Raw genomic sequence first — 19574 nt, 5'->3', positions numbered from 1 at the left:
TCCTTTTCTTGCTGTTGCCGAAATAGGGGAATCTATTGAACCTTGCGCCAGGGCATGAGCAGCCGTTCAAGGCGGCCCACCACGAACGTCAGCAGCAATGCCAGGCCGATCGTTGCAATCAGCGCTGCAAACACCTTGGGAATGATGTAGAGCGAGCCGGCCTTGAAGATTGCGTGTCCTAGACCCTCTGACGACGACATGAATTCGCCGACGATCGCACCGATCAGCGCAAATCCGACGGTGAGCTTCAATCCTGCAAAAATATCGGTGAGCGATGCGGGCACCACCAATTTGCGGAATATCTGGAACTTCGAGGCTCCCAGTGTTCGCATCAGGTTGACCTGGTCGGCGTCAACGCCCGTCGCGCCCTTGTAGGACGTCACGAGCGCCACGATCACGACCGACAGCGTCGACATCGCGACTTTCGAGATCAGTCCTGTGCCGAACCAGATGATGATGATCGGCGCAAGCGCGATGATGGGAATCGATCCCAAGGCGATGATGAAAGGTTCGACCACGCGCGATACGAAACGCGAGTACCAGAGCAGAAGCCCGATCAGCGTTCCGAAGAAATTACCGATCACGAAGCCGAGCAGGGTTTCGAAGCCGGTGACATAGATATCGCGCCACAGCGAGCCATCGCGCGCCGACTGGCCCAGAAAGCCGAAGATCGCCGAGGGCGACCCGAACATGAAGGCTGCCTGCTTGTCCTGCCCTGTCGCGCGCTCCCACAACGCAAGCAGCGCAGCCAAGAGCGCGACCTGAGTGAGCAGGACGAGTCCGGCTACCCGCCAACGCTTCCAGCGGTGCGCCGGCGGCGCCGGTGATCCTTGCACAACGTTCCCAAAATCGTCCTGTGCATTCGCGGTCATTGGAGTACGACGTCGAGATCGGCCCATATCTGCCGAACGTAGGCGCTGAATTGCCGGCTTTCGCGAGCGGCGATCATGTCAGTTCGTTCACCGTCCAGATCTATGTCGTACGTCGCCTTGACGGTTGTCGGCCTCTTCGACAGCACGATGACCCTGTCCGCCAGAGAGACGGCCTCCTCGATATCGTGGGTAATCAGCAACAGGGAGCGCCCGCGCTCGCGAACCAGCTTTGCCGTGTCACTTTCGATCAGCAGCTTGTTCTGAAAGTCCAACGCGGCAAACGGCTCGTCGAGAAGCAGCACCTCCGGATCATTGACCAATGTGCGGGCGAGTGCGACCCGTTGGCGCATGCCGCCTGACAATGTCGACGGATAGTGATCGGAGAAGCCGTGCAATCCGAGTTGATCCAGCATCGCGCGGCTGCGGTCATGCGCTTCGCTCGCCGCAAGGCCGCGGATTTCCAGTCCCAGCTTGACGTTGCTCAATGCAGTGCGCCAGGGAAACAGCAGATCCTTCTGCAGCATGTAGCCTACGTTCTGCGGCTGGCCGACGATCTCGTGCCCGTACCAGCGGATACGCCCCAAGTCAGCCGGTATCAGTCCGCACAGCGTATTGAGCAATGTCGTCTTTCCGCATCCCGATGGACCAACGATGCTGACAATCTCGCCCTTTTTCAGCGTCAAGCTAAGATTGCCGATCACCGGGACAAATCGCCCCGCAACATCGTAGCCCTTGGCGACGCCTTCCACGGTCAACGGCACCAGGGACGCCGCGGATGTTCCGGTGCCGCCGTGGCCGGTGGTGATCGCAACTGTCATTTCAGACTGGCGACGGCCTTGTCGGCAAAGGAATTGTCGATGATCTGGTCGAACGGGATCGTGCCCTTGGCGTTGCCGAGGTAGACCTGCATCTCCATCAGATTCTTCCATTGATCCGGCTTGGTCACCACGGACTGTGCCGGGATCAGATACTGCAATTCGGCATCGATCGCCTTGTCGACAACCTCGCCCGGCAGATCCGGAAATTCCCTGCGCGCGACTTCCTTTGCGAAGGCGGGGTCTGCGTAGGTCTTGCGCGAGGCTTCCTCGAACGATGTCACCAGGGCTTGAACCATCGCGGGGTCTTTCTGGATCGTCGATGGAAGGACCATGATTCCCGTATTGCAGAACGGGCCGATGTAGGTGGAGAAGTCGAACACCACCTTGGCTCCCTGGGCCTCGGCCGCGGCCACGCTGGGCTGATAGGCGATGGCAATGTCCGCCTGACCGGCCAGCATCGCAGCAATTTCGGTTCCCGGATTCACCGGCACGATGGTGGCATCCACGCCGACCTTGAGGCCGGCTTTTTCTAGCAGGCGCTTCGCCACGCTGAAATTCGTATTCGGTTCCGGCGAGGTTGCGATCTTCAGGCCCTTGAACTCTTTCGGATCGGTGATGGGCTTTAACGTCTTTGAGACGCCGAAATAGTGTGCACGCTGGACGACCGTGCCGACGACAACGCCCGGGCCACCGTTCTCCCGCGAGATCTGCGCCATGGTCGCATCGCCGATGGCAAAGTCAGCCGATCCGCCAAGCACTGCAGCGAACGTTTGCGTGTCGCCTCCAGCGGCGCTGACCTTCATGTCGAGACCGTTCTTCTCGAAGATCTTTGCATGCATGCCGACGTAGAGATTGATGTAACCGAGGTTGTGGACTGCTTCGCTGAAACGAACTTCTTTCAAGCCGGCCGCCGTGGCCGTCCTGATCGCCATCGGTCCGCCGAGCGCGAAACCACAAGCAAGACCAGCGGAAGCGGTGAGGATGTTGCGGCGGCTGACGCCGGTCTTGACGTCGGTAAAATCGCGGACAAAGCCAGTCATGATCTCAACTCCCTGCAGGACCGTTGGCGTTCGCGGCGAGGGTAATCGGTCGTTCGGATTTGCGACAAGAAGAAAGTACAGACAGCTGCTGCCGGGTTTTGTGCAAGATTTGGATTTGCGTCAGCGGCGTGCCAGCTCTTGCCTTGAGTGTGGCCCCGGATCGAAAAATTGCGCTCGATGCAGGGGCAGCTTGATCAAATCCCCGCCACGGTGTAGCGCATTATGTCACTTTTGCCAGAATGGCTGCCTGAATTGTTATCGTCGAGATCAGCGATTGACGCGGATTGATGCGAAGCGGCCCGTCACAGCGCCTCCGCACTTTTCCGCGGCGATGCTGATCGCACGACGGCCCCGGCCGTCGACGTCCTTCAGCGCGTTCGTTTGCGGCGTGCTGCCGCTTGCGATTTCGCCGGCCGGCGTCGCCTTGAGGCAGGCAGATAGATTGTCGATGACGTTTCGCAGCCTGACATTCTCGACGGCAAGTCCACGCATGTCGAGCACGGCTGGGTGGTCTAGACCGCCATACCGCCGCCTCCATCGGTAGAATGTTCGAAGCGAGATGCCGGATGTCGTGCAAATCTCGGCCACCGAGACGCCGGTATTCGCCTCGTACAGGAGATGCCGGATCTCATTTTCCGTGAATTGAGACCGCCTCATCAGAGTCTCCTTTTGTCGCGCGGCCGCCCGGAAAGGTGGCGCACGGCGTCCGCGCATCGGGTTACCAGGGCCACCCTACCATGGACCAGGAATGCTCAAAGGGGCCCAAACCGCGGCTGTTTTTGACATCAAGTCTTGCCTAGGATGATGGCCGACATTTCCCGAGGGCAACTGCTTTGGAGGAGCGATGCCGCGCCGCCATGAAATTCCCGCTACCCCTGAGAACATGGTATGGGGATACCTAGACAGTGCTAGTCCGCCGGTTCTTACAGTGGAGTCCGGTGACTCGGTCACGCTGCATAGTTTCCCGGCGGGTGGGAAAGAAACCTTGCCGGACGATTTCGGTCGGGTCCCCGCCGATTATCTCCATGCGCTGAACACGCTGCCGCCGGGACCTGGGCCGCATTTCATCACCGGGCCGATCTACGTGAAGGGTGCCCAGGTAGGCGACACGCTTCAGGTCGACATTCTCGACGTGAACGTCAGACAGGACTGGGGATTTGTTTCGATCCTGCCTCTGCTCGGCACGCTGCCGGACGAATTCACCGACTACGAAACCATTCATCCGACCATCGACCGCGATGGAAATTTTTGTACGATGCCCTGGGGCAGCAGGATCGAGCTCAGTCCGTTTTTCGGAATCCTGGCAACCGCGCCGCCGCCGGCGTGGGGCCGGTGCGGATCGCCGGTCCCGCGCGCGTTCGGCGGCAACATGGACAACAAGGAGCTCCGCGCGGGCACCACGCTGTATCTGCCGGTATTCAATGAGGGCGCTCTGTTTTTCGCCGGCGATGGGCACGCCGTTCAGGGTGACGGCGAAGTCTGTATCACGGCCCTGGAGACCGGAGTCACAGGCACGGTCCGCCTGACCGTGCGGAAGGACATGCGGGTCAAATGGCCGTTTGCAGAAAATGCAACCCATCTCATCTCGATCGGACTGGACGAAGACCTGGACGACGCCGCCAAACAAGCCGTCCGCGAGATGGTCAACCACATCTGCGCGCGCACGAATCTCACGCGCAACGAGGCGTACATGCTGTGTTCTCTCGCAGGCAATCTGCGCGTGACGCAATTGGTCGACGGCAATAAGGGAATTCACATGATGCTCGCGAAATCGGCCCTGTGAGGAGCACCTCGGAATTCCAGGCACGTTAGTAGGCTTCATCCGCGCCGCCACGTGATCCTGCTTCGTCGGTTGCGTCGGGGCCACTTCCGTTCCGCAGGGCGGTATTTTGATGGCGCTTATTTCTGTTGCCTTGACGCCCCATGTGTACGAAGACAGCATCCAAGCTGAAATCATCCATTTTGAGGGAGAAAACAATGCGTGAAGCCGTAATCGTTTCCTACGCGCGCACTGGCCTGGCGAAGTCCGGCCGTGGCGGATTCAACATCACCCCGCCGATGTCGCTGGCCGGGCATGCCATCAAGCACGCGGTCGAGCGCGCCGGCGTCGACAAGGATTATGTCGAGGATTGCTATCTCGGCAATTGCGCGCATGGCGCGCCGAACATCGGCCGTCAGGCGGCGCTGCTCGCCGGCCTGCCGAAGACGACCGCGGGCGTCTCGGTGAACCGCTTCTGCTCGTCGGGCCTGCAGACCATCGCGATGGCCGCCAACTCGATCCGCTCCGACGGCTCCGATTGCATCGTCGCCGGCGGCGTCGAGAGCATCTCGATTCCCGGTGGCGGCACGCCGAAGGAATCGGTCGATCCGGACTTGCTCAAGACCGCGCCTGCCATCTTCATGGCGATGATCGATACCGCCGACATCGTCGCCGAGCGCTACAAGCTCAGCCGCGAATACCAGGACGAGTATTCGCTGGAGTCGCAGCGCCGCATGGCGGCCGCGCAGCAGGCCAACAAGTTCAAGGACGAAATCGTCCCGATGAAGACCAGGATGAAGGTGGTCGACAAGGCGACCAAGGCCGAGTCGATCGTCGACTACGTCGTCGATCGCGACGAGTGCAACCGCCCCGAGACCACGCTGGAGGGCCTTGCCAAGCTCGAGCCGGTCAAGGGTCCGGGCAAGTTCGTCACCGCCGGCAATGCCAGCCAGCTGTCCGACGGCGCCGCCGCGGTGGTGCTGATGGAAGCCAAGGACGCCGAGAAGCGCGGCCTCAACCCGCTCGGCCGCTTCGTGGCCTGGGCCTCGGCCGGCTGCGAGCCCGATGAGATGGCCATCGGTCCGGTCTTCGCCGTGCCGAAGCTCTTGAAGCGCCACGGCCTGAAGATCGACGACATCGATCTCTGGGAGCTCAATGAGGCGTTCGCCAGCCAGTGCCTCTATTCGCGCGACCAGCTCGGCATCGATCCCGAGAAGTACAACGTCAATGGCGGCTCGATCGCGATCGGCCATCCCTTCGGCATGACGGGTGCCCGGCTCACCGGCCACCTGCTGCAGGAAGGCCGCCGCCGGAAGGCCAAGTGGGGCGTCGTGACCATGTGCATCGGCGGTGGTCAGGGCGGCGCTGGCCTGTTCGAGATCTACAGCTAAGCGCGATCGATCCTGATCGTGCGAGAATGAGCGGCCTGGCGGCAACGCCGGGCCGCTTTTCGTTTGAAGTGGCTACGAAGCCGGCAAATCCGCCGCGCGTTCGCCAAATTCGAGCGCGGCGACCAGTTCGAGCGTCTGCCTGAGATCGGCGGCCTGTTTTGCGCCAAAGGCTCCCTCGAAGCGCTCCTGTGCCTCACGCCAGGCGGCCTGCGACTCGTCAAGCCGGGCTTCGCCGCGCTTGGTCAGCCGCACCAGGCGGCTGCGGCGGTCGTTCTTGTCGACAGTGATGGTCAGGAGGCCGTCGCGCGCGAGCGGCTTGAGGTTGTGGTTGAGCGCGGTGCGGTCGAGCACCAGCGCGGCTGCGAGCTCCCCCATCGTCGGGGATCCCGATCGCCTGACGTAGACCAGAATCGCCCGTTGCGTGCCACGCAGGCCTGACGTCGCGAGGATCGAATCGTAGAGCTGCGACACGCGCCGCGTCGCCTTGCGCAACGCCGTGAGATTGCACCGGCCGGGTTCGATTTTCGCCATGCTGCCTCCAGATCGGACTTGACATATACATGCATATGCACCTAATGGCAACAGATGCATATGCACGTATCTGGAGGGTATGATGTCGGAGGTGGAAGTGGAGACGATCGGGCTGGCCGTCGGGACTGACGCGCAGCCGCGCGCGGCGACGGCATCCCCACGCCAGGTGCTCGCAATCGTGTCGGTCGGGATCTGCCTCGCCAATCTCGACCTGTTCATCGTCAATGTCGGGCTGCCGAACATCGCGCAGGAATTCCGCGGCGCCTCGCTCGAGGATTTGTCCTGGATCCTCAACGGCTATGCGATCGCCTATGCGGCGCTGCTGGTGTTCTTCGGCCGGCTGGCGGAGCGGCACAGCCGCAATCTGAGCTTCCTGCTCGGCGTTGCGCTGTTCACCGCAGCGTCGGCGGCGTGCGCGCTTGCGCCCAACGTCGAATTCCTGGTCGCCGCCCGCATCGCGCAGGCCGCCGGTGCGGCGCTGATGACCCCGACCTCGATCGGCCTGCTGCTGGCGTCGTTTCCGCCCGAGCAGCGCCCTGGCGCGGTGCGCACCTGGACCGCGATCGGCGGCCTTGCCGCCGCGCTCGGGCCGCTGGCGGGCGGCGTGCTTGTGACCTTCGACTGGCGCTGGATCTTCATCGTCAACGTCCCGATCGGCGTGGTCGCGCTCATCATCGGCTGGCTGAAATTGCCTGAAGTGCCCGGCCACGACGTGCCGCGTCCCAGTTTCTGGGCGGCGCTGCAGGTGACCTCTGGCATCGGTGCGCTGACCTTTGCGATCGTGAAGGCCAATGACTGGGGATGGAGTTCGCGCGGCGTCGTCCTCGGCTTTGCCGTCGCAGCGGTCTCGCTTGCCGCCTTCGCGTGGCACTGTCTCAGATCGAAGAACCCGTTCGTCGATCCCGCGCTGTTCGCGGTCAGGCCGTTCACCGGCGCCTCGCTGGTGATGGCGCCTTACTCGGCGGCGTTTGGCGCGATGTTGCTGTCGGTCGCGCTGTGGGACCAGACCGTATGGGGCTGGTCTGCGTTGCAGACCGGACTTGCGATCGCACCGGGTCCCTTGCTTGTCCCGTTCACCTCACTGTTGTTTGCGGGCCGCCTGATCGCGCGCTTTGGCGCGGCAGCGGTCGTGTCCGCCGGAATCCTGTCCTTCGCGGGCGCCCTCGCGATCTGGGCGACCTGCATGGGTCCCGAGGCCAACGTGCTTGCCGCTGTGGTCGGTATGATGTTCACCGGTATCGGCGTCGGACTGACCTTTCCGACCCTGATGGGCGTCGGCGCCGGGGCGCTGCCGCCTTCGTCGTTTGCCACCGGCTCCGGCGTCATCAACATGATCCGGCAGGCGGCCATGGCGATCGGCGTCGCGATCTTTGTCGCGATCTTGGCAACGCCGGTCTCGATGGCCGACCGGATCGCGGCGTTTCAACGCGGCTGGTGGATCATGATCGCCATCACCATGGCCGCTTTCGTGCCGAATTACCTGTTCATCCGACGCAAGATCGATCGCTAACGCCGAAAGACGCGGCTGCGCCATACCGCAGCCGCGACGGCGCCATGCTCGCGCCGCACCGAAACCTCAATCGAACCAGTCCCTTCCTCGCTGCGTCTCACCACGAGAAACGGCGCGCCTGCGAGCCCGGCGCGCCGCTCATCGCGCGCGATGCGACGTTTTCCGGAGGGATGTCATGCGAAAGATTGCCAATTGTCTTGTGACCACCAGCCTGGTGCTGGCGGGTGCGCTGGTTGCCGAGCCGCTGCACGCGGCCAATCTCGATGCGGCCTCGCAGGTCGATGCCGTCACCGTCTATCCCGATGGCGCGAGCGTCACCCGCGTCATCACGCTGGACCTGCCCGCAGGTGACAACACGCTCATCGCCAACGACTTCCCGATGGGGCTCGATCCGTCCTCGCTGCGGGTCGAGGGCGAGGCGGGCGGCAGGCTGACGATCGGGGCGATCGACGCCCGACCGCCGCGTCCGCTGCCGCCGGCCAACCTGCCCGAGATCGACAAGCGGATCGAGGCGCTCAGGGATCAGCGCGAGGATCTGCAGGGCATCATCACCGCCGCCGAGGCACGGCGCAAATTCGCCGAGCGCTTCGCCGAGGCCGCACCGGTCGGCATCGGCGAGAAGGGCGAGGCGCGCCCGGTGAGCGAGTGGCGCACCGCGTTCTCGGCGGTCGGGGATGAAGTCGCAACGGCCGACACCGCGATCCGCGACGCCACGCGCAAGCAGCGCGATATCGACCGCGAGATCGCCCGGCTTGAAGCCGATCGCGCCGCCAAGCCGCCGAGCAAGCTCGAGGTGCGGATCGAGCTTGCCTCCGCCGCCGCGACCCGCGCGACGCTGCGGGTGACCTATGCGGTGCGCAACGCGCGCTGGACGCCGCTTTACGACGCCCGTCTCGACACCGGCGCCAAGGACCGCAAGCCCGCGATCGAGCTGGTGCGCCGCGCCGAGATCACCCAGTCGACTGGCGAGGACTGGTCGAACGTGGCGCTCGTCGTCTCCACCGTGCGCGTCGCTCGCGGCGGCAATGCGCCCGACCTCAATTCGCTGATCGTGCAATATCCGCAGCCGCCGCGGCCGCTGGCATCGCGAAGCAGGGAGGACGGCGTGCAACAGCGCGCAGCGGCCATGGCACCCGCTCCGGCCGCGGACGCGCTCAAGGAATTCCGCTTTGGTGGGGGGACAACCTTTGGGGAACTGGAGGCGACCCCAGAGATCGGCGCCTTCCAGGCCACGTTCAAGATTCCCGGCCGCGTCAGCGTCGTGGCCAATGAGGGCGCCAAGAGCCTGCGCATCTCCACGGCGACGATCACCCCCGATCTCGCGGTGCGGGCCGTTCCGGTGATCGATCCGACCGCGTTCCTGGAAGCGAGCTTCGTGCAGGCCGACGATGCGCCGCTGCTGCCCGGACAGGTCGCGATCTACCGCGACGGCATCTTTGTCGGCCGCAGCCGTATGGCGACGGCCGCCAAGGACGAGACCGTGCGGCTCGGCTTCGGCGCCGACGACAAGGTCAAGATCGAGCGCACGGTGGTGAAGCGCAATGAAGGCTCCGCTGGCCTGATCGTGACGACGTCGAAGACCGACGAGCGCGCGTTCAAGACCACGGTGCGCAACGGCCACGACTTCCCGATCAAGGTCGCGATCCAGGATCAGCTCCCGGTCAGCGAGAACGACGACATCGTGGTCGAGATGCTGCCGTCGTCGACGCCGGCGACCACCACCAATCTGCGTGACAAGCGCGGCGTGCTGGAATGGGCGTTCGAGGCCAAGCCGGGTGACGTCAAGGACGTCAACTTCGCCTGGCGGATGCGCTGGCCGAAGGACAAGGGTGTCGTGATGGTGCCGGCGGGGTGATGCTGAGAGCGCACTGCCGTGACGTGGATGGGGCTGCGCGCGGATCTATCACCGTCACCCTGAGGTGCTCGCCCCTTCGGCGAGCCTCGAAGGGCGACGGCCCAGCTCTCTCCATGCGGCCGCGGCGGGGCGATGCATCCTTCGAGGCTCGCCCAGCGGCGCAATTGCGCCGCAAGGCTCGTAGCTCCAGCGACAAAGCCGAAGCCTTTGCGCGGGGATGACGGACTGGTTGTCGCGCTGGGATGAGCATCACGCCATCCGCATATTCGCTGTCATGCCCCGCCTTGAGCGGGGCATCCAGTACGCCGCGGCTTATCCGTTGATCTCAAACGCCTCTGGAATACTGGATCGCCCGGTCGAGCCGGGCGATGACAGCGGTGTGTGCGGGCGGGAGCGACCGCCTCACTTCGCCTTCAGGAAGTCGCCGACTTCGAGCAGCACGAACTCATCGTCATCCGCCTTGTTCGGGGCGCGGCTCGAGGAGAACGGCAGATTGTTGTCGTTACCGACGATGATGTGGGTCTCGTCGACCCGGTCGACATTCTCGATGGTGAAGAACGGGAAGGTGTAGACGCCGTCGTTGAGCGGCTTCTTCGCCTTCTTGTTCGGATCGCGGATCTTCAGCAGGTCGATATAGGCGATCTTGCGCACCGGCTTGCCGACATTGGTGTCGGAGAGCTCGATCTTGTAGACGCGCTTGAACTTGGCGATATCCGGGAAGCAGTTCTCGCCGCGGGCGCCTTGCGGGCAGGCCTTGTCGGCGGTGCCTTCGCCATTGTCGCGCTCGATCACGAGACCCTGGGTCGGGTCGATCATGTTGAAGTCGCCGATCGCATTGCCGTTCTGCTCGAACACATATTGCCAGTAGCGTCCGGTGAACTTTTCCGCGGCGACGTCGAATTCAAGGATGCGCGAGGCTTCCTTGCCGTCGACCTTCTCCCAGTCCTTCTTCTCGGCATCCCACAGCGGCCCCTCGAGCAGGCCATAGAGGAACTTGCCGTCCTTGGACGAGGCAAAGCCCTCATAGCCCTTGGAGCGGCGCAGGTTGACGTTGGTGTAGCTCGCACCCGGAGCGCCCGGCGACTGCACCGCCCAATGGTCAGGCGAGCGCACCGGCTTGCCGTCGGCGAGCGTCTCGAACACGGCGAGGATCTTGCCGGTCTTGTCGGCCTTGAGGATGTAGGGCCCGAATTCGTCGCCGATCCAGAAAATGTCGTTGATGATCTGGAAGCCTTCGGTATCGAAGTCGGCGCCGGTCAGGTAACGCTTGGCGGTGTCCTCATGCACGATGCGGAACGGCACCTTCTTGTCGGGATCGTGCAGGAACACGGTCTCCTGGCGCTCGATCTTACCGCTGGCCCAGTCGATCTTGTGCCGGTTCAGGTACAGCATCGAGTCCGCCGAGTTGTAGCGCGAGCCCATGCCATTGTCGGTGATCACCCAGAACGAGCCGTCCGCCATCACCTTGATGCCGGAATGGCCCTGCAGCGGCTGGCCCTTGAACGGCAGCGCCACGCCGGTCGGCCGCTCATAGGACTTGCCCATCACGGTGCCGATGGCATCGACGCGCTTGCCGGTGGTGTACTTGCCCGAGGTCTTGAGATCATCAGGCGCATCCGCGGGCGCGTCGATGAAGCTCTCCGCCGGCATCACCGCGTGTCCCGCCAGCGTCGCCGGGAATTCGCCCTCGCTCTGCGCGAACGCCGATGTGACAAGCAGGATCGAGGCGACGGAGCAAAGCAGTGACAGGCGCATGATTGGTCTCCCACGGGATAAACAAACGATGCGGTGTTCTCGGAGGCGTCTGTTACAGTCGCCTGACAGTTTTGTGAATCGCCGGTGTTGCCCCGGGATAAGCCTTGCGGCGTTACGTCGCCTTGCCCGCCGGCCGCATCGTCTGCGGCAGCAGGAACGGCACGCCGTTGGCGGTGAAGTCGATCGCAACGTCGATCTCGAAGATCTTGCGCAGTGTATCGGCCTGCATCGCGGCGGCGCGGTCGCCGTCGACGGCAAGCCGGCCGCGGTGCAGCAGCAGGATGCGGTCGGCGAACCGCATCGCGAGGTTGAGGTCGTGCAGGATCGCGATCACGGCGGTGCCGCGCCCGGCGCGCCGCCGCGCGGTCTCGACGAGGTCGATCTGGTGCCGCAGATCGAGGCTTGATGTCGGCTCGTCCAGCAGCAACAGTCCGGGCCCGTGCAGCGCCTCGCCGCAGGCGAGCTGCACCAGCACGCGGGCGACATGCGCGCGCTGCTGCTCGCCGCCGGACAGCGTCGGCAATTGCCTGGAACGGAAATGCGCCAGCCCGACCTCGTCCAGCGCCGCCTCGACGAGGTTGCGCGCCGCCGCGCGCGGGCTCTCGCCGGCGCCCATGCTGACGATTTCCTCGACCGTGAACGGGAAGGTGACGTTGACATGCTGCGACAGCATCGCGCGGTGTTGCGCCAGCTCGCGCGGCCCGTAGCCGTGCAGGTCACGCTGCTTGAGCCTGATCGCCCCGCGGGACGGACGGAGGTCGCCGGACAGCATCCGCAAGAGCGTCGATTTGCCGGCGCCGTTCGGGCCCACGATCGCGACCATTTCGCCGGCGCCGATCCGCAGGGAGACTGCATCGACCAGGGTCGTGCCGCCGACCGTCATCGACACCGATTGTGCTTCGAGCAGCGCGCTCATAGCGACACCAGCCCACGCTGGCGCAGCAGCATGGCGAGGAAGAACGGCGCGCCGATCGCCGCGGTCAGGATGCCGATCGGCATTTCCGCCGGTGCCACGATGGTGCGCGCCACCGTATCGGCCCCGACCAAGAGGATGGCACCGAGCAATGCGGAGGCCGGCAGCAGCAGCCGGTGCGCGGGCCCGATCACCAGCCGCAGCAGATGCGGCACCACGATGCCGACGAAGCCGACCACGCCGCAGACCGAGACCGCAACACCGGTCATCGCCGACACCAGCACGATCGAAATCCGCTTGAGACGTTCGACATCGACGCCGCTGTGGAACGCCTCGGCCTCGCCGAGCACCAGCACGTCGAGCCCACGCGCGATCGCGAGGCAGGCGACCGGGGCAATAGCCAGCACCGGCGCCAGCGCGGTGAGCTTGCTCCAGGTCGCGCCGCTCAGCGAACCCAGCAGCCAGAAGGTGATGTCGCGGAGCTGGCGGTCGTCGGCGACGAAGACCAACAGGCCGATGCCGGCATTGGCGATCGCGGCAATCGCAAGCCCGGCCAGCAGGAAGATCGCAATCGAGGTCCGGCCGCCGCGGCTGGCGATGCCATAGAGCATGATGGTCGTGAGCAGCGAACCGGCAAAGGCCGCGATCGGCAGCAACTGATGCTGCAGGAAGCGCAGGCTCTCGCCGAGATGGCTGTCGGTGAACACGATCGCCGCAGCTGCGGCAAACGCGCCGCCGGAGGAGACGCCGACCAGCGCGGGATCGGCGAGGGGGTTGCGGAACAGGCCCTGCATGATCGCGCCGGAGACCGCGAGCAGGGCGCCGACCATGGCGGCGGCCGCGATCCGCGGGACGCGGATCGACCACACCACGAGCTGGTCGCGCGCGAGCAGCGGATTGGCGATGCCGTCGGGCCACAGGCCGAGCGCGGCCGGAAGCCGCGACAGCGGAATGCCGGCGGCGCCGACCGTCAGCGCAACCAGCGCGGTCGCTGTGAGCGCCGCAAGCAGGGAGAAGAGAGTGAGTGTCGCCGCCGGCCGCAGCGACATGCCGGCGCGCCGTTGCTTGGTGCGCGCGCGGCGCTCGGCCAGCATGCTCATTGCCGGCAATTCGCGGTCAGCGCTGCCGGCTTGAAGTTGTCGGCCCCCGGCGCCAGCGCCGGATAAAGCTTGACCGAAAGGTCGCGTGCCGCGGCCGCGGTGCGCGGCCCGAAGCCGAGCAGATAAAGCCCCTCCATCGAGATGAAGGCCTTGTTGGCCACGACCGGCGTCAGCGCGAAGGCCGGATGGGCGAACACCGCCTCCGAGGTCAGCGAATCCTTGCCGCGATCGATCGACAGCACGACATCGGGCTTCGCCGCCACGATGGCCTCGTCATTGACCGGCTTGTAGCCGTCGTAGCCGTCAATGGCGTTGACACCGCCGGCGAGCTGGATGATCTCGTCCGCGGCGGTCTTGTGACCCGCCGCCATGGCGCGCCCGTTCAGCAGCGACATCACGAACATCACGCGCACCGGCTTCGTTACCTTGGCGCGCAGCGTACGCAATTGGGCGAGATCGCTTTCGACGGCCGCGGTCAGGCAGGCGGCGCGCTGATCGGCGCCCATGGCGTGGCCCACCAGCCTGATCTTCTCGATCAGCCCGGCCTCCGAGAAGGTCTCGGGCACCAGCACCAGCGGCACCTTGGCCGCCTCCAGCACGTCCATGGTCTCCTTCGGACCAGAGCCCTGCACCGCCAGCACCAGCGACGGGTGCAGGCCGAGTACACCCTCGGGCGACAGCTGGCGCATGTAGCCGACGTCGGGCTTCTCGCGCAGCGCGGCCGGCGGATAGAGGCTGGTGGCATCGACGCCGGCGATGCGGTCGGCGAAGCCGAGCGCATAGAGGATCTCGGTGATCGCGCCGCCGATCGAGACGATCCGCGTGGGATCGTCGATCACGACGTCGCGGTCGCGCGCGTCGTGCACGGTGATGCCCTCGGCAAGTGCCGCGCCTGATGGCAGCCAACAGGAGAATGCGAGCAGAGCGAGCGTGCGACAAATTGTCATCCGGGCTGTCACTTGGTGAGGATCAGCTTGTTCTGCGAGGTCAGCCGCAGCCGGTAATGCTCCTCGCCATGCACGATGATGATCTCGCGCTCGGTCGAGAACAGCTCGCGGCTGTCGAGACGATTTCCGCGCATGATGAGCGATTTCGCGGCGTCAGACGCTGATACGGCCTGCTTTCCGGCCGCGCCGATACTGTCTCCGGATAATGCCGACATTCTCTTGGTGCTGCGCCTGCGAAATTTTCAAATGCTGCTTGCTTGTATAAGCGGGCCGAGGCGCATTCCAACGGCCGCACTTTACAATCGATGTAAACAGTGCCGCCGCATTCTTGACCGTTTTGTTGCCGGCTCGTAACCAATCATCACGCGATGCGAGCGGGTGGCTTGCATCGCAACGTAGCCAGCAAGCCGCTCGCCAGAGCGCACGCCAGCCAAACCAGAAAAGCGATGATCGGGCTGGGGCTAGAATGGCTGACGGGGCTAGGGTTTCGCGCGCCCTGATTTTGGGCGCGTCGGTGTTTTCATTTGCGGCTGCATTGCCGGAGAACGGTCTCGCGCAAACCGCCGATGCTTCGGCTGCGCGTCCCGCAACCGAGCGGCCGAAGCAGGCCAAGCGGAAGCCGAAGCCGCAGGTTGCGCAGCAGCCCGCAACGTCGCCGGCAATGAATGCGCGCGCGCAGATCGGCACAGTGCCGGTGCAGTCGCTCGACACCATCACGGCGGTGGCGTCCAAGACCGAAGAGCGCGCGATCGATGCGCTGGCGCCGGTCAGCTCCGTCACGCTGGAGAAGATCCAGGGCCTGCAGCCGAACCGACTGTCGGACATTTTCTACGCCGTGCCCGGCGTCTCGGTCCAGGAACGCGGGGACGACCCGGCGACCGTGATCAACATCCGCGGCTTGCAGGACTTTGGCCGTGTCGCGGTCGTGGTCGACGGCGCGCGGCAGAACTATCAGCGCACCGGCCACAACGCCAACGGCTCGTTCTTTCTCGATCCTGAACTGATCGGCGGCGTCGACGTGGTGCGCGGCCCGACCGCGAATATCTACGGCTCCGGCGCGATCGGCGGCGTGGTGTCGTTCCGTACCAAGGACATCGACGACGTGGTGCGGCCCGGCGAGCGCTGGGGCGTCGATATGTCGGGCTCCTACGGCTCCAACAAGGACCGCGGTATGGGCTCGGTGTTCGGCGGCGTGCGCGTCGATCCCAATGTCGACGTGTTCGGCGGCGCCGTCTATCGCACGCAGAGCAATTACAAGGACGGCGCGGGCACCGAGATCGGCAATACCGGCAACGATATCGCGGCCGGCCTGATGAAGGTGACGTTCCGTCCGGCCGAAGGCCACGAGTTCAAGATCGGCGGCATCTTCCAGGACTACCAGTACAATATCGGCCAGCCGAACCGCGGTCCGACCACGACGGCAGCGCCGCTGGCTGCGATCGCGGGCTCCTCGGTCTATGCATCCGACGCCAAGAACTACACGGGTACGCTGAGCTGGAGATATTCCAAGCCCGACGACATGCTGTTCGATTGGAATATCTCGGTCTACGGCAACCGCACCGACAACGACCAGGTCAAGACCTACAACAACCGCATCACCACCGGCGGCGGCGTCTGCACGCTCGCCAATCCCGGCAACAACATCTCCGGCTGCGTCGGCGACAAGCGCGGCTATTCGCTCGACACCGTGGGTATCGACGTCAACAACACCTCGCGCTTCAATTTCGGCGACTGGCGCAACGCCGTGACCTACGGTTTCGACGCCTTCCGCGACGATGTCGAGACCTTCGATTCCCGCGGCAATTCCAGCATCACGACGCCGGGCGGCCAGCGCACGGTGTCCGGCGGCTTCGTGCAGCTGAAGCAGAACTATTCGACCTGGCTCGAGCTCGTCAGCGCCGTGCGCTACGATCACTACGAGCTCAACTCGATCAACACCACGACCAGCGGCGACCGGCTGTCGCCGAAGATCACGGTCGGCGTGACGCAGGTTGCAGGCTTCACACCCTATGCAAGCTATGCCGAGGGCTATCGCGCGCCGTCGATCACTGAGACCCTGATCGCGGGTGGCCACGCCACCGGCGGCGGGCCGGCGCTGTTCAATTGCCCTGATGGTACCAGCGGCCTGTTCTGCTTCCTGCCCAACCCGGCGCTGCGGCCCGAGGTCGGCAAGAACAAGGAAGTCGGCATCAACCTGAAATATGATGGCATCTTCTCGGCGAAGGACTCCTTCCGCGGCAAGATCAATTTGTTCCGCAACGATATCGACGGCTATATCGACCTCGTCGCGTCGGCACCCACCCTGACACCATTCGGTCCGTTCAGCCAGTTCTACCAGTACCAGAACATCGCTCACGCCCGCATCGAGGGCTTCGAGCTCGAGACGATGTATGATGCGGGCGACTGGTTCCTTGGCGTCGCCGGCCATCTGATGCGCGGCCGGAACACCCAGACCAACGTCGGCCTCGCCACCATCACGCCGCGCAAGGTGACGACGACGGGCGGCGTCCGCCTGCTCGACCGCTCGCTGATCATTGCCGCGCAATGGTCGTCGTTCGGCGCCAACAACGACCTGCCGGCGGGCTATCTGCCCTCGACCGGCTACGAGCTGGTCAACCTCTATGTGACCTGGAACGCCACCAAGGACATCACCTTCACGGCGTCGGTCGACAACCTCTTGAACCAGTATTACCGGCCCTATGCGATCCCGGGCTCCTCGACCGACGGCACGACGCAGAACGACGTGCTGTTCTCGAGCCCCGGTCCGGGCACCGTCTACAAGGCCGGGCTCAGGATTCACCTAGGTGGAGCGTAACGCGAGACGCCGATCATTCCATCCAGGTTGCTCCGGCCGCGCTGGTGCCCCCAGCGCGGCCTTGGCGCATTCCTTGGCGCATTCATGATATCAACGAGATCGACCGGCAGGATCCCGTGCATCCGCCGCCAAACAGGAGAAGGCTTTCATGTTCATCGCAATGAACCGGTTTCAGGTGATCAAGGGCAAGGAGCAGGCGTTCGAGACGGTCTGGAAGACCCGCGAATCCTATCTCGGCGATCTGCCCGGCTTCATCGAGTTTCATCTGGTGAAGGGATCCGAGGCCGAGGACCACACGCTCTATGCGACCCATACGGTGTGGGCCAGCAAGGCGGCGTTCGAGGACTGGACCAAATCGGATGCGTTCCGCCGCGCCCATTCCCGCGCCGGCAACGAGACCGGCGGCAGCCTCTATCTCGGCCATCCCAGGTTCGAGGGCTTTGAGGTGCTGATCACCGAGCGCGCAAAGAGCCCGGCGTAACGGAGGCGATCGTGCAAAACGCGGAGCTTGCCGGATTGAAGGCCTACATGGCCGACAATCCCGGCGCTGTCATCGAGGACGTCGCGCGCGAGCGCAAGGTGACGCCGCGCGCGGTACTCGAGGCGCTGCCCGAAAGCATGGTGCGGATCGGCGCCGGCGAATTCGCGGCCGCGATGCAGGACATCGCGGAGTGGGGCGAGGTGACGCTGATCGTGCACACCGATGACGCGATCTTCGAATTCACCGGCGCCATTCCGAAAGGCGAGGTCGGCCGCGGCTATTTCAACCTGATGCAGCCGAAGGGCCTGCACGGCCACCTCAGGCATGAGCGTTGTTCTTCGATCGCCTTCGTCGAGCGGCCCTTCATGGGCAAGGTGTCGGCCTTCATCGCCTTCATCAATCTCGACGGCGGCATCATGTTCAAGGTGTTCGTCGGCCGCGACGAGGCGCGCGCGCTGCGCGGCGATCAGCTGGCGCGCTTCCACGCGCTGGCGGACCGCCTCGCGCCGCAAGCGGGCTGAGACCAACGAAGGACGGGAGGCGACCATGTCGCATCGCTGGCTTGGGCGGAGCATCTGGATGGTGGCTTCCAGCGCGCTCGGCATGTCGCCGGGCGCGAGCCTTGCCGCATCCGACGCCGCGCTGTTGCCGCGCAACCTCTCGCCCTGGGGCATGTTCGAGAGCGCCGACATCGTCGTGAAGGCGGTGATGATTGGGCTCGCCTTCGCTTCGCTCGTCACCTGGACGGTCTGGCTCGCCAAGACCGTCGAGATCCGCCGCAAGACCGAGCTCGCGAAGCAGCGGATCGGCCTGCTCGAGCGCGATACCCAGCTTGCCGAGGTCGAGCAGGCGAGCCGCGACGGTGACGATGCGGTGGCGCAGATCGTCCAGTCGGCGTCGCGCGAGGCCGCGCTCTCCAGCGGCATGTTCGACGACGGCTTCAAGGAGCGCATCGCGCTACGGCTGGAGCGCGTCGAGGCGGCGATGTCGCGGCAGATCGCGCGCGGCACCGGCGTACTCGCCACCATCGGCGCCACCGCGCCGTTCGTCGGCCTGTTCGGCACGGTGTGGGGCATCATGAATGCCTTCATCGGCATCTCCGAGGCCCACACCACCAATCTCGCGGTGGTCGCGCCCGGCATCGCCGAGGCGCTGCTTGCGACCGCGCTCGGGCTGGTCGCGGCGATCCCGGCGGTCGTGATCTACAATCATCTGACCCGTTCGATCGCGGCCTACCGCGCGCTGCTCGGCGACGCCTCCGTCATGGTGATGCTTCTGATCAGCCGCGAGGGCGATCGCAGCCTGTTCCGCCTGGCGCGCGCTGCGGAGTAGGACATGGGCGTCAAGCTCGGCAGCAGTGGCGCGTTCGGTGGCCGGCGTCGCGGTGACGACGATCTGGTCGAGGCGCATGAGATCAACGTCACGCCGTTCATCGACGTGATGCTGGTGCTGCTGATCATCTTCATGGTGGCGGCGCCGCTTGCGACCGTCGATCTCGGCGTCGATCTGCCGGCCTCGACCGCCGAGCCGCAGCCGCGGCCGGACAAGCCGGTGTTCGTCACCGTGAAGCCCGATCTCTCGGTCGCCGTCGGTGAGGACGTGATCGCGCGCGATGCGCTGACCACCACGCTCGACGGCGCCACGCAAGGCAAGAAGGACGAGCGCATCTTCCTGCGCGCCGACAAGGCGGTCAGCTATGGCGACCTGATGGAGGTGATGAACCTGTTGCGCAACGCCGGCTATCTCAAGATCGCGCTGGTCGGCCTCGACGGGCGCAGCTGACTTCC

At 64.7% G+C, this 19574-nt stretch carries 20 protein-coding genes; 10 read left to right on the top strand and 10 right to left on the bottom strand.

The genetic code is table 11. The annotated features are described in order from the left end of the window. Positions 1-32: 32 nt before the first annotated feature. From HAP48_RS08745 to HAP48_RS08735, 3 genes are read right to left on the bottom strand one after another with little or no spacing between them, the layout of a single operon-like run. Positions 33-872, bottom strand: coding sequence for an ABC transporter permease (locus HAP48_RS08745; RefSeq protein WP_175612347.1), 840 nt, complete (start codon positions 870-872; stop codon positions 33-35). Then, complete coding sequence (locus HAP48_RS08740) at positions 869-1690, bottom strand: ABC transporter ATP-binding protein (RefSeq protein ID WP_166214095.1); 822 nt, start codon at positions 1688-1690, stop codon at positions 869-871. Before HAP48_RS08740 ends, HAP48_RS08745 begins: the two co-directional genes overlap by 4 nt. After that, positions 1687-2493: an ABC transporter substrate-binding protein gene (locus tag HAP48_RS08735; RefSeq protein ID WP_234622356.1), complete on the bottom strand. Its 807-nt coding sequence runs from the start codon at positions 2491-2493 to the stop codon at positions 1687-1689. The genes HAP48_RS08740 and HAP48_RS08735 overlap by 4 nt, the downstream gene beginning before the upstream one ends. A gap of 30 nt (positions 2494-2523) precedes the next feature. Here HAP48_RS08735 and HAP48_RS08730 point away from each other — a divergent pair, with 30 nt between their 5' ends. Further along, positions 2524-2775 (top strand): hypothetical protein, encoded by a 252-nt coding sequence (locus HAP48_RS08730; protein ID WP_224497172.1) that lies wholly within the window; start codon positions 2524-2526, stop codon positions 2773-2775. Between the two features lie 222 nt (positions 2776-2997). Here HAP48_RS08730 and HAP48_RS08725 read toward each other — a convergent pair whose 3' ends face one another. Next, the gene (locus HAP48_RS08725; protein ID WP_166214097.1) at positions 2998-3387 is read right to left on the bottom strand and encodes a transposase; all 390 of its coding nucleotides are present in this window, start codon (positions 3385-3387) and stop codon (positions 2998-3000) included. A gap of 187 nt (positions 3388-3574) precedes the next feature. Here HAP48_RS08725 and HAP48_RS08720 point away from each other — a divergent pair, with 187 nt between their 5' ends. Together HAP48_RS08720 and HAP48_RS08715 are read left to right on the top strand one after the other, a co-directional pair. Beyond that, positions 3575-4513, top strand: coding sequence for an acetamidase/formamidase family protein (locus HAP48_RS08720; RefSeq protein ID WP_166214098.1), 939 nt, complete (start codon positions 3575-3577; stop codon positions 4511-4513). Positions 4514-4707: 194 nt separating this feature from the next. Then, on the top strand, positions 4708-5880 hold the full coding sequence (locus HAP48_RS08715) for a thiolase family protein (protein ID WP_166214099.1): 1173 nt from the start codon (positions 4708-4710) through the stop codon (positions 5878-5880). Positions 5881-5952: 72 nt separating this feature from the next. On the opposite strand, the gene HAP48_RS08710 is transcribed toward HAP48_RS08715, so the two are convergent. After that, on the bottom strand, positions 5953-6411 hold the full coding sequence (locus HAP48_RS08710) for a MarR family winged helix-turn-helix transcriptional regulator (RefSeq protein ID WP_166214100.1): 459 nt from the start codon (positions 6409-6411) through the stop codon (positions 5953-5955). 82 nt (positions 6412-6493) lie between these two features. On the opposite strand from HAP48_RS08710, the gene HAP48_RS08705 reads away from it, so the two are divergent. Both HAP48_RS08705 and HAP48_RS08700 read left to right on the top strand, forming a co-directional pair. Beyond that, positions 6494-7921 carry an MFS transporter gene (locus HAP48_RS08705; RefSeq protein WP_166214101.1) on the top strand — a complete coding sequence of 476 codons (1428 nt, stop codon included), beginning with the start codon at positions 6494-6496 and terminating at the stop codon, positions 7919-7921. Positions 7922-8096: 175 nt separating this feature from the next. Continuing rightward, positions 8097-9776, top strand: a complete 1680-nt coding sequence (locus HAP48_RS08700; RefSeq protein ID WP_166214102.1) for a mucoidy inhibitor MuiA family protein — start codon at positions 8097-8099, stop codon at positions 9774-9776. Between the two features lie 402 nt (positions 9777-10178). Here HAP48_RS08700 and HAP48_RS08695 read toward each other — a convergent pair whose 3' ends face one another. From HAP48_RS08695 to hemP, 5 genes are all read right to left on the bottom strand, one after another. Then, positions 10179-11531, bottom strand: coding sequence for an esterase-like activity of phytase family protein (locus HAP48_RS08695; RefSeq protein ID WP_166214103.1), 1353 nt, complete (start codon positions 11529-11531; stop codon positions 10179-10181). Positions 11532-11643: 112 nt separating this feature from the next. After that, the gene (locus HAP48_RS08690) at positions 11644-12447 is read right to left on the bottom strand and encodes a heme ABC transporter ATP-binding protein (protein WP_166214104.1); all 804 of its coding nucleotides are present in this window, start codon (positions 12445-12447) and stop codon (positions 11644-11646) included. Continuing rightward, entirely contained in the window at positions 12444-13544 is a 1101-nt protein-coding gene (locus tag HAP48_RS08685; protein WP_166214105.1) for a FecCD family ABC transporter permease, read from the bottom strand. Before HAP48_RS08685 ends, HAP48_RS08690 begins: the two co-directional genes overlap by 4 nt. Then, positions 13541-14491, bottom strand: coding sequence for a heme/hemin ABC transporter substrate-binding protein (locus tag HAP48_RS08680; protein WP_166214106.1), 951 nt, complete (start codon positions 14489-14491; stop codon positions 13541-13543). Before HAP48_RS08680 ends, HAP48_RS08685 begins: the two co-directional genes overlap by 4 nt. 8 nt (positions 14492-14499) lie before the next feature. Beyond that, positions 14500-14706, bottom strand: coding sequence for a hemin uptake protein HemP (gene hemP, locus HAP48_RS08675; protein ID WP_166214107.1), 207 nt, complete (start codon positions 14704-14706; stop codon positions 14500-14502). Positions 14707-14957: 251 nt separating this feature from the next. On the opposite strand from hemP, the gene HAP48_RS08670 reads away from it, so the two are divergent. The 5 genes from HAP48_RS08670 (at position 14958) to exbD (ending at position 19569) form a co-directional block, all read left to right on the top strand. Further along, positions 14958-17306 (top strand): TonB-dependent hemoglobin/transferrin/lactoferrin family receptor, encoded by a 2349-nt coding sequence (locus tag HAP48_RS08670; RefSeq protein ID WP_175612348.1) that lies wholly within the window; start codon positions 14958-14960, stop codon positions 17304-17306. Between the two features lie 148 nt (positions 17307-17454). Next, on the top strand, positions 17455-17787 hold the full coding sequence (gene hmuQ / locus HAP48_RS08665) for a heme-degrading protein HmuQ (protein WP_166214108.1): 333 nt from the start codon (positions 17455-17457) through the stop codon (positions 17785-17787). A 47-nt stretch (positions 17788-17834) separates the two neighbouring features. Further along, the gene (gene hutX, locus HAP48_RS08660) at positions 17835-18308 is read left to right on the top strand and encodes a heme utilization cystosolic carrier protein HutX (RefSeq protein ID WP_210293227.1); all 474 of its coding nucleotides are present in this window, start codon (positions 17835-17837) and stop codon (positions 18306-18308) included. A 58-nt stretch (positions 18309-18366) separates the two neighbouring features. After that, positions 18367-19119, top strand: a complete 753-nt coding sequence (gene exbB / locus HAP48_RS08655; RefSeq protein WP_166216714.1) for a tonB-system energizer ExbB — start codon at positions 18367-18369, stop codon at positions 19117-19119. Between the two features lie 3 nt (positions 19120-19122). Continuing rightward, positions 19123-19569 carry a TonB system transport protein ExbD gene (exbD, locus tag HAP48_RS08650; protein WP_166214110.1) on the top strand — a complete coding sequence of 149 codons (447 nt, stop codon included), beginning with the start codon at positions 19123-19125 and terminating at the stop codon, positions 19567-19569. Positions 19570-19574 lie beyond the last annotated feature (5 nt).

The organism is Bradyrhizobium septentrionale, assembly GCF_011516645.4.
GTDB classification, from domain to species: Bacteria; Pseudomonadota; Alphaproteobacteria; order Rhizobiales; family Xanthobacteraceae; genus Bradyrhizobium; species Bradyrhizobium septentrionale.
This window is presented reverse-complemented; position numbering and strand designations above follow the sequence as displayed.

What these genes read in the sequence shown, in the direction of transcription:
- HAP48_RS08745 (WP_175612347.1), bottom strand. Translation starts at nt 872, where the DNA reads ATGACCGCGAATGCACAGGACGATTTTGGGAACGTTGTGCAAGGATCA.
- HAP48_RS08740 (WP_166214095.1), bottom strand. Translation starts at nt 1,690, where the DNA reads ATGACAGTTGCGATCACCACCGGCCACGGCGGCACCGGAACATCCGCG.
- HAP48_RS08735 (WP_234622356.1), bottom strand. Translation starts at nt 2,493, where the DNA reads ATGAAGGTCAGCGCCGCTGGAGGCGACACGCAAACGTTCGCTGCAGTG.
- HAP48_RS08730 (WP_224497172.1), top strand. Translation starts at nt 2,524, where the DNA reads ATGCATGCCGACGTAGAGATTGATGTAACCGAGGTTGTGGACTGCTTC.
- HAP48_RS08725 (WP_166214097.1), bottom strand. Translation starts at nt 3,387, where the DNA reads ATGAGGCGGTCTCAATTCACGGAAAATGAGATCCGGCATCTCCTGTAC.
- HAP48_RS08720 (WP_166214098.1), top strand. Translation starts at nt 3,575, where the DNA reads ATGCCGCGCCGCCATGAAATTCCCGCTACCCCTGAGAACATGGTATGG.
- HAP48_RS08715 (WP_166214099.1), top strand. Translation starts at nt 4,708, where the DNA reads ATGCGTGAAGCCGTAATCGTTTCCTACGCGCGCACTGGCCTGGCGAAG.
- HAP48_RS08710 (WP_166214100.1), bottom strand. Translation starts at nt 6,411, where the DNA reads ATGGCGAAAATCGAACCCGGCCGGTGCAATCTCACGGCGTTGCGCAAG.
- HAP48_RS08705 (WP_166214101.1), top strand. Translation starts at nt 6,494, where the DNA reads ATGTCGGAGGTGGAAGTGGAGACGATCGGGCTGGCCGTCGGGACTGAC.
- HAP48_RS08700 (WP_166214102.1), top strand. Translation starts at nt 8,097, where the DNA reads ATGCGAAAGATTGCCAATTGTCTTGTGACCACCAGCCTGGTGCTGGCG.
- HAP48_RS08695 (WP_166214103.1), bottom strand. Translation starts at nt 11,531, where the DNA reads ATGCGCCTGTCACTGCTTTGCTCCGTCGCCTCGATCCTGCTTGTCACA.
- HAP48_RS08690 (WP_166214104.1), bottom strand. Translation starts at nt 12,447, where the DNA reads ATGAGCGCGCTGCTCGAAGCACAATCGGTGTCGATGACGGTCGGCGGC.
- HAP48_RS08685 (WP_166214105.1), bottom strand. Translation starts at nt 13,544, where the DNA reads ATGAGCATGCTGGCCGAGCGCCGCGCGCGCACCAAGCAACGGCGCGCC.
- HAP48_RS08680 (WP_166214106.1), bottom strand. Translation starts at nt 14,491, where the DNA reads ATGACAATTTGTCGCACGCTCGCTCTGCTCGCATTCTCCTGTTGGCTG.
- hemP (WP_166214107.1), bottom strand. Translation starts at nt 14,706, where the DNA reads ATGTCGGCATTATCCGGAGACAGTATCGGCGCGGCCGGAAAGCAGGCC.
- HAP48_RS08670 (WP_175612348.1), top strand. Translation starts at nt 14,958, where the DNA reads ATGGCTGACGGGGCTAGGGTTTCGCGCGCCCTGATTTTGGGCGCGTCG.
- hmuQ (WP_166214108.1), top strand. Translation starts at nt 17,455, where the DNA reads ATGTTCATCGCAATGAACCGGTTTCAGGTGATCAAGGGCAAGGAGCAG.
- hutX (WP_210293227.1), top strand. Translation starts at nt 17,835, where the DNA reads ATGGCCGACAATCCCGGCGCTGTCATCGAGGACGTCGCGCGCGAGCGC.
- exbB (WP_166216714.1), top strand. Translation starts at nt 18,367, where the DNA reads ATGGTGGCTTCCAGCGCGCTCGGCATGTCGCCGGGCGCGAGCCTTGCC.
- exbD (WP_166214110.1), top strand. Translation starts at nt 19,123, where the DNA reads ATGGGCGTCAAGCTCGGCAGCAGTGGCGCGTTCGGTGGCCGGCGTCGC.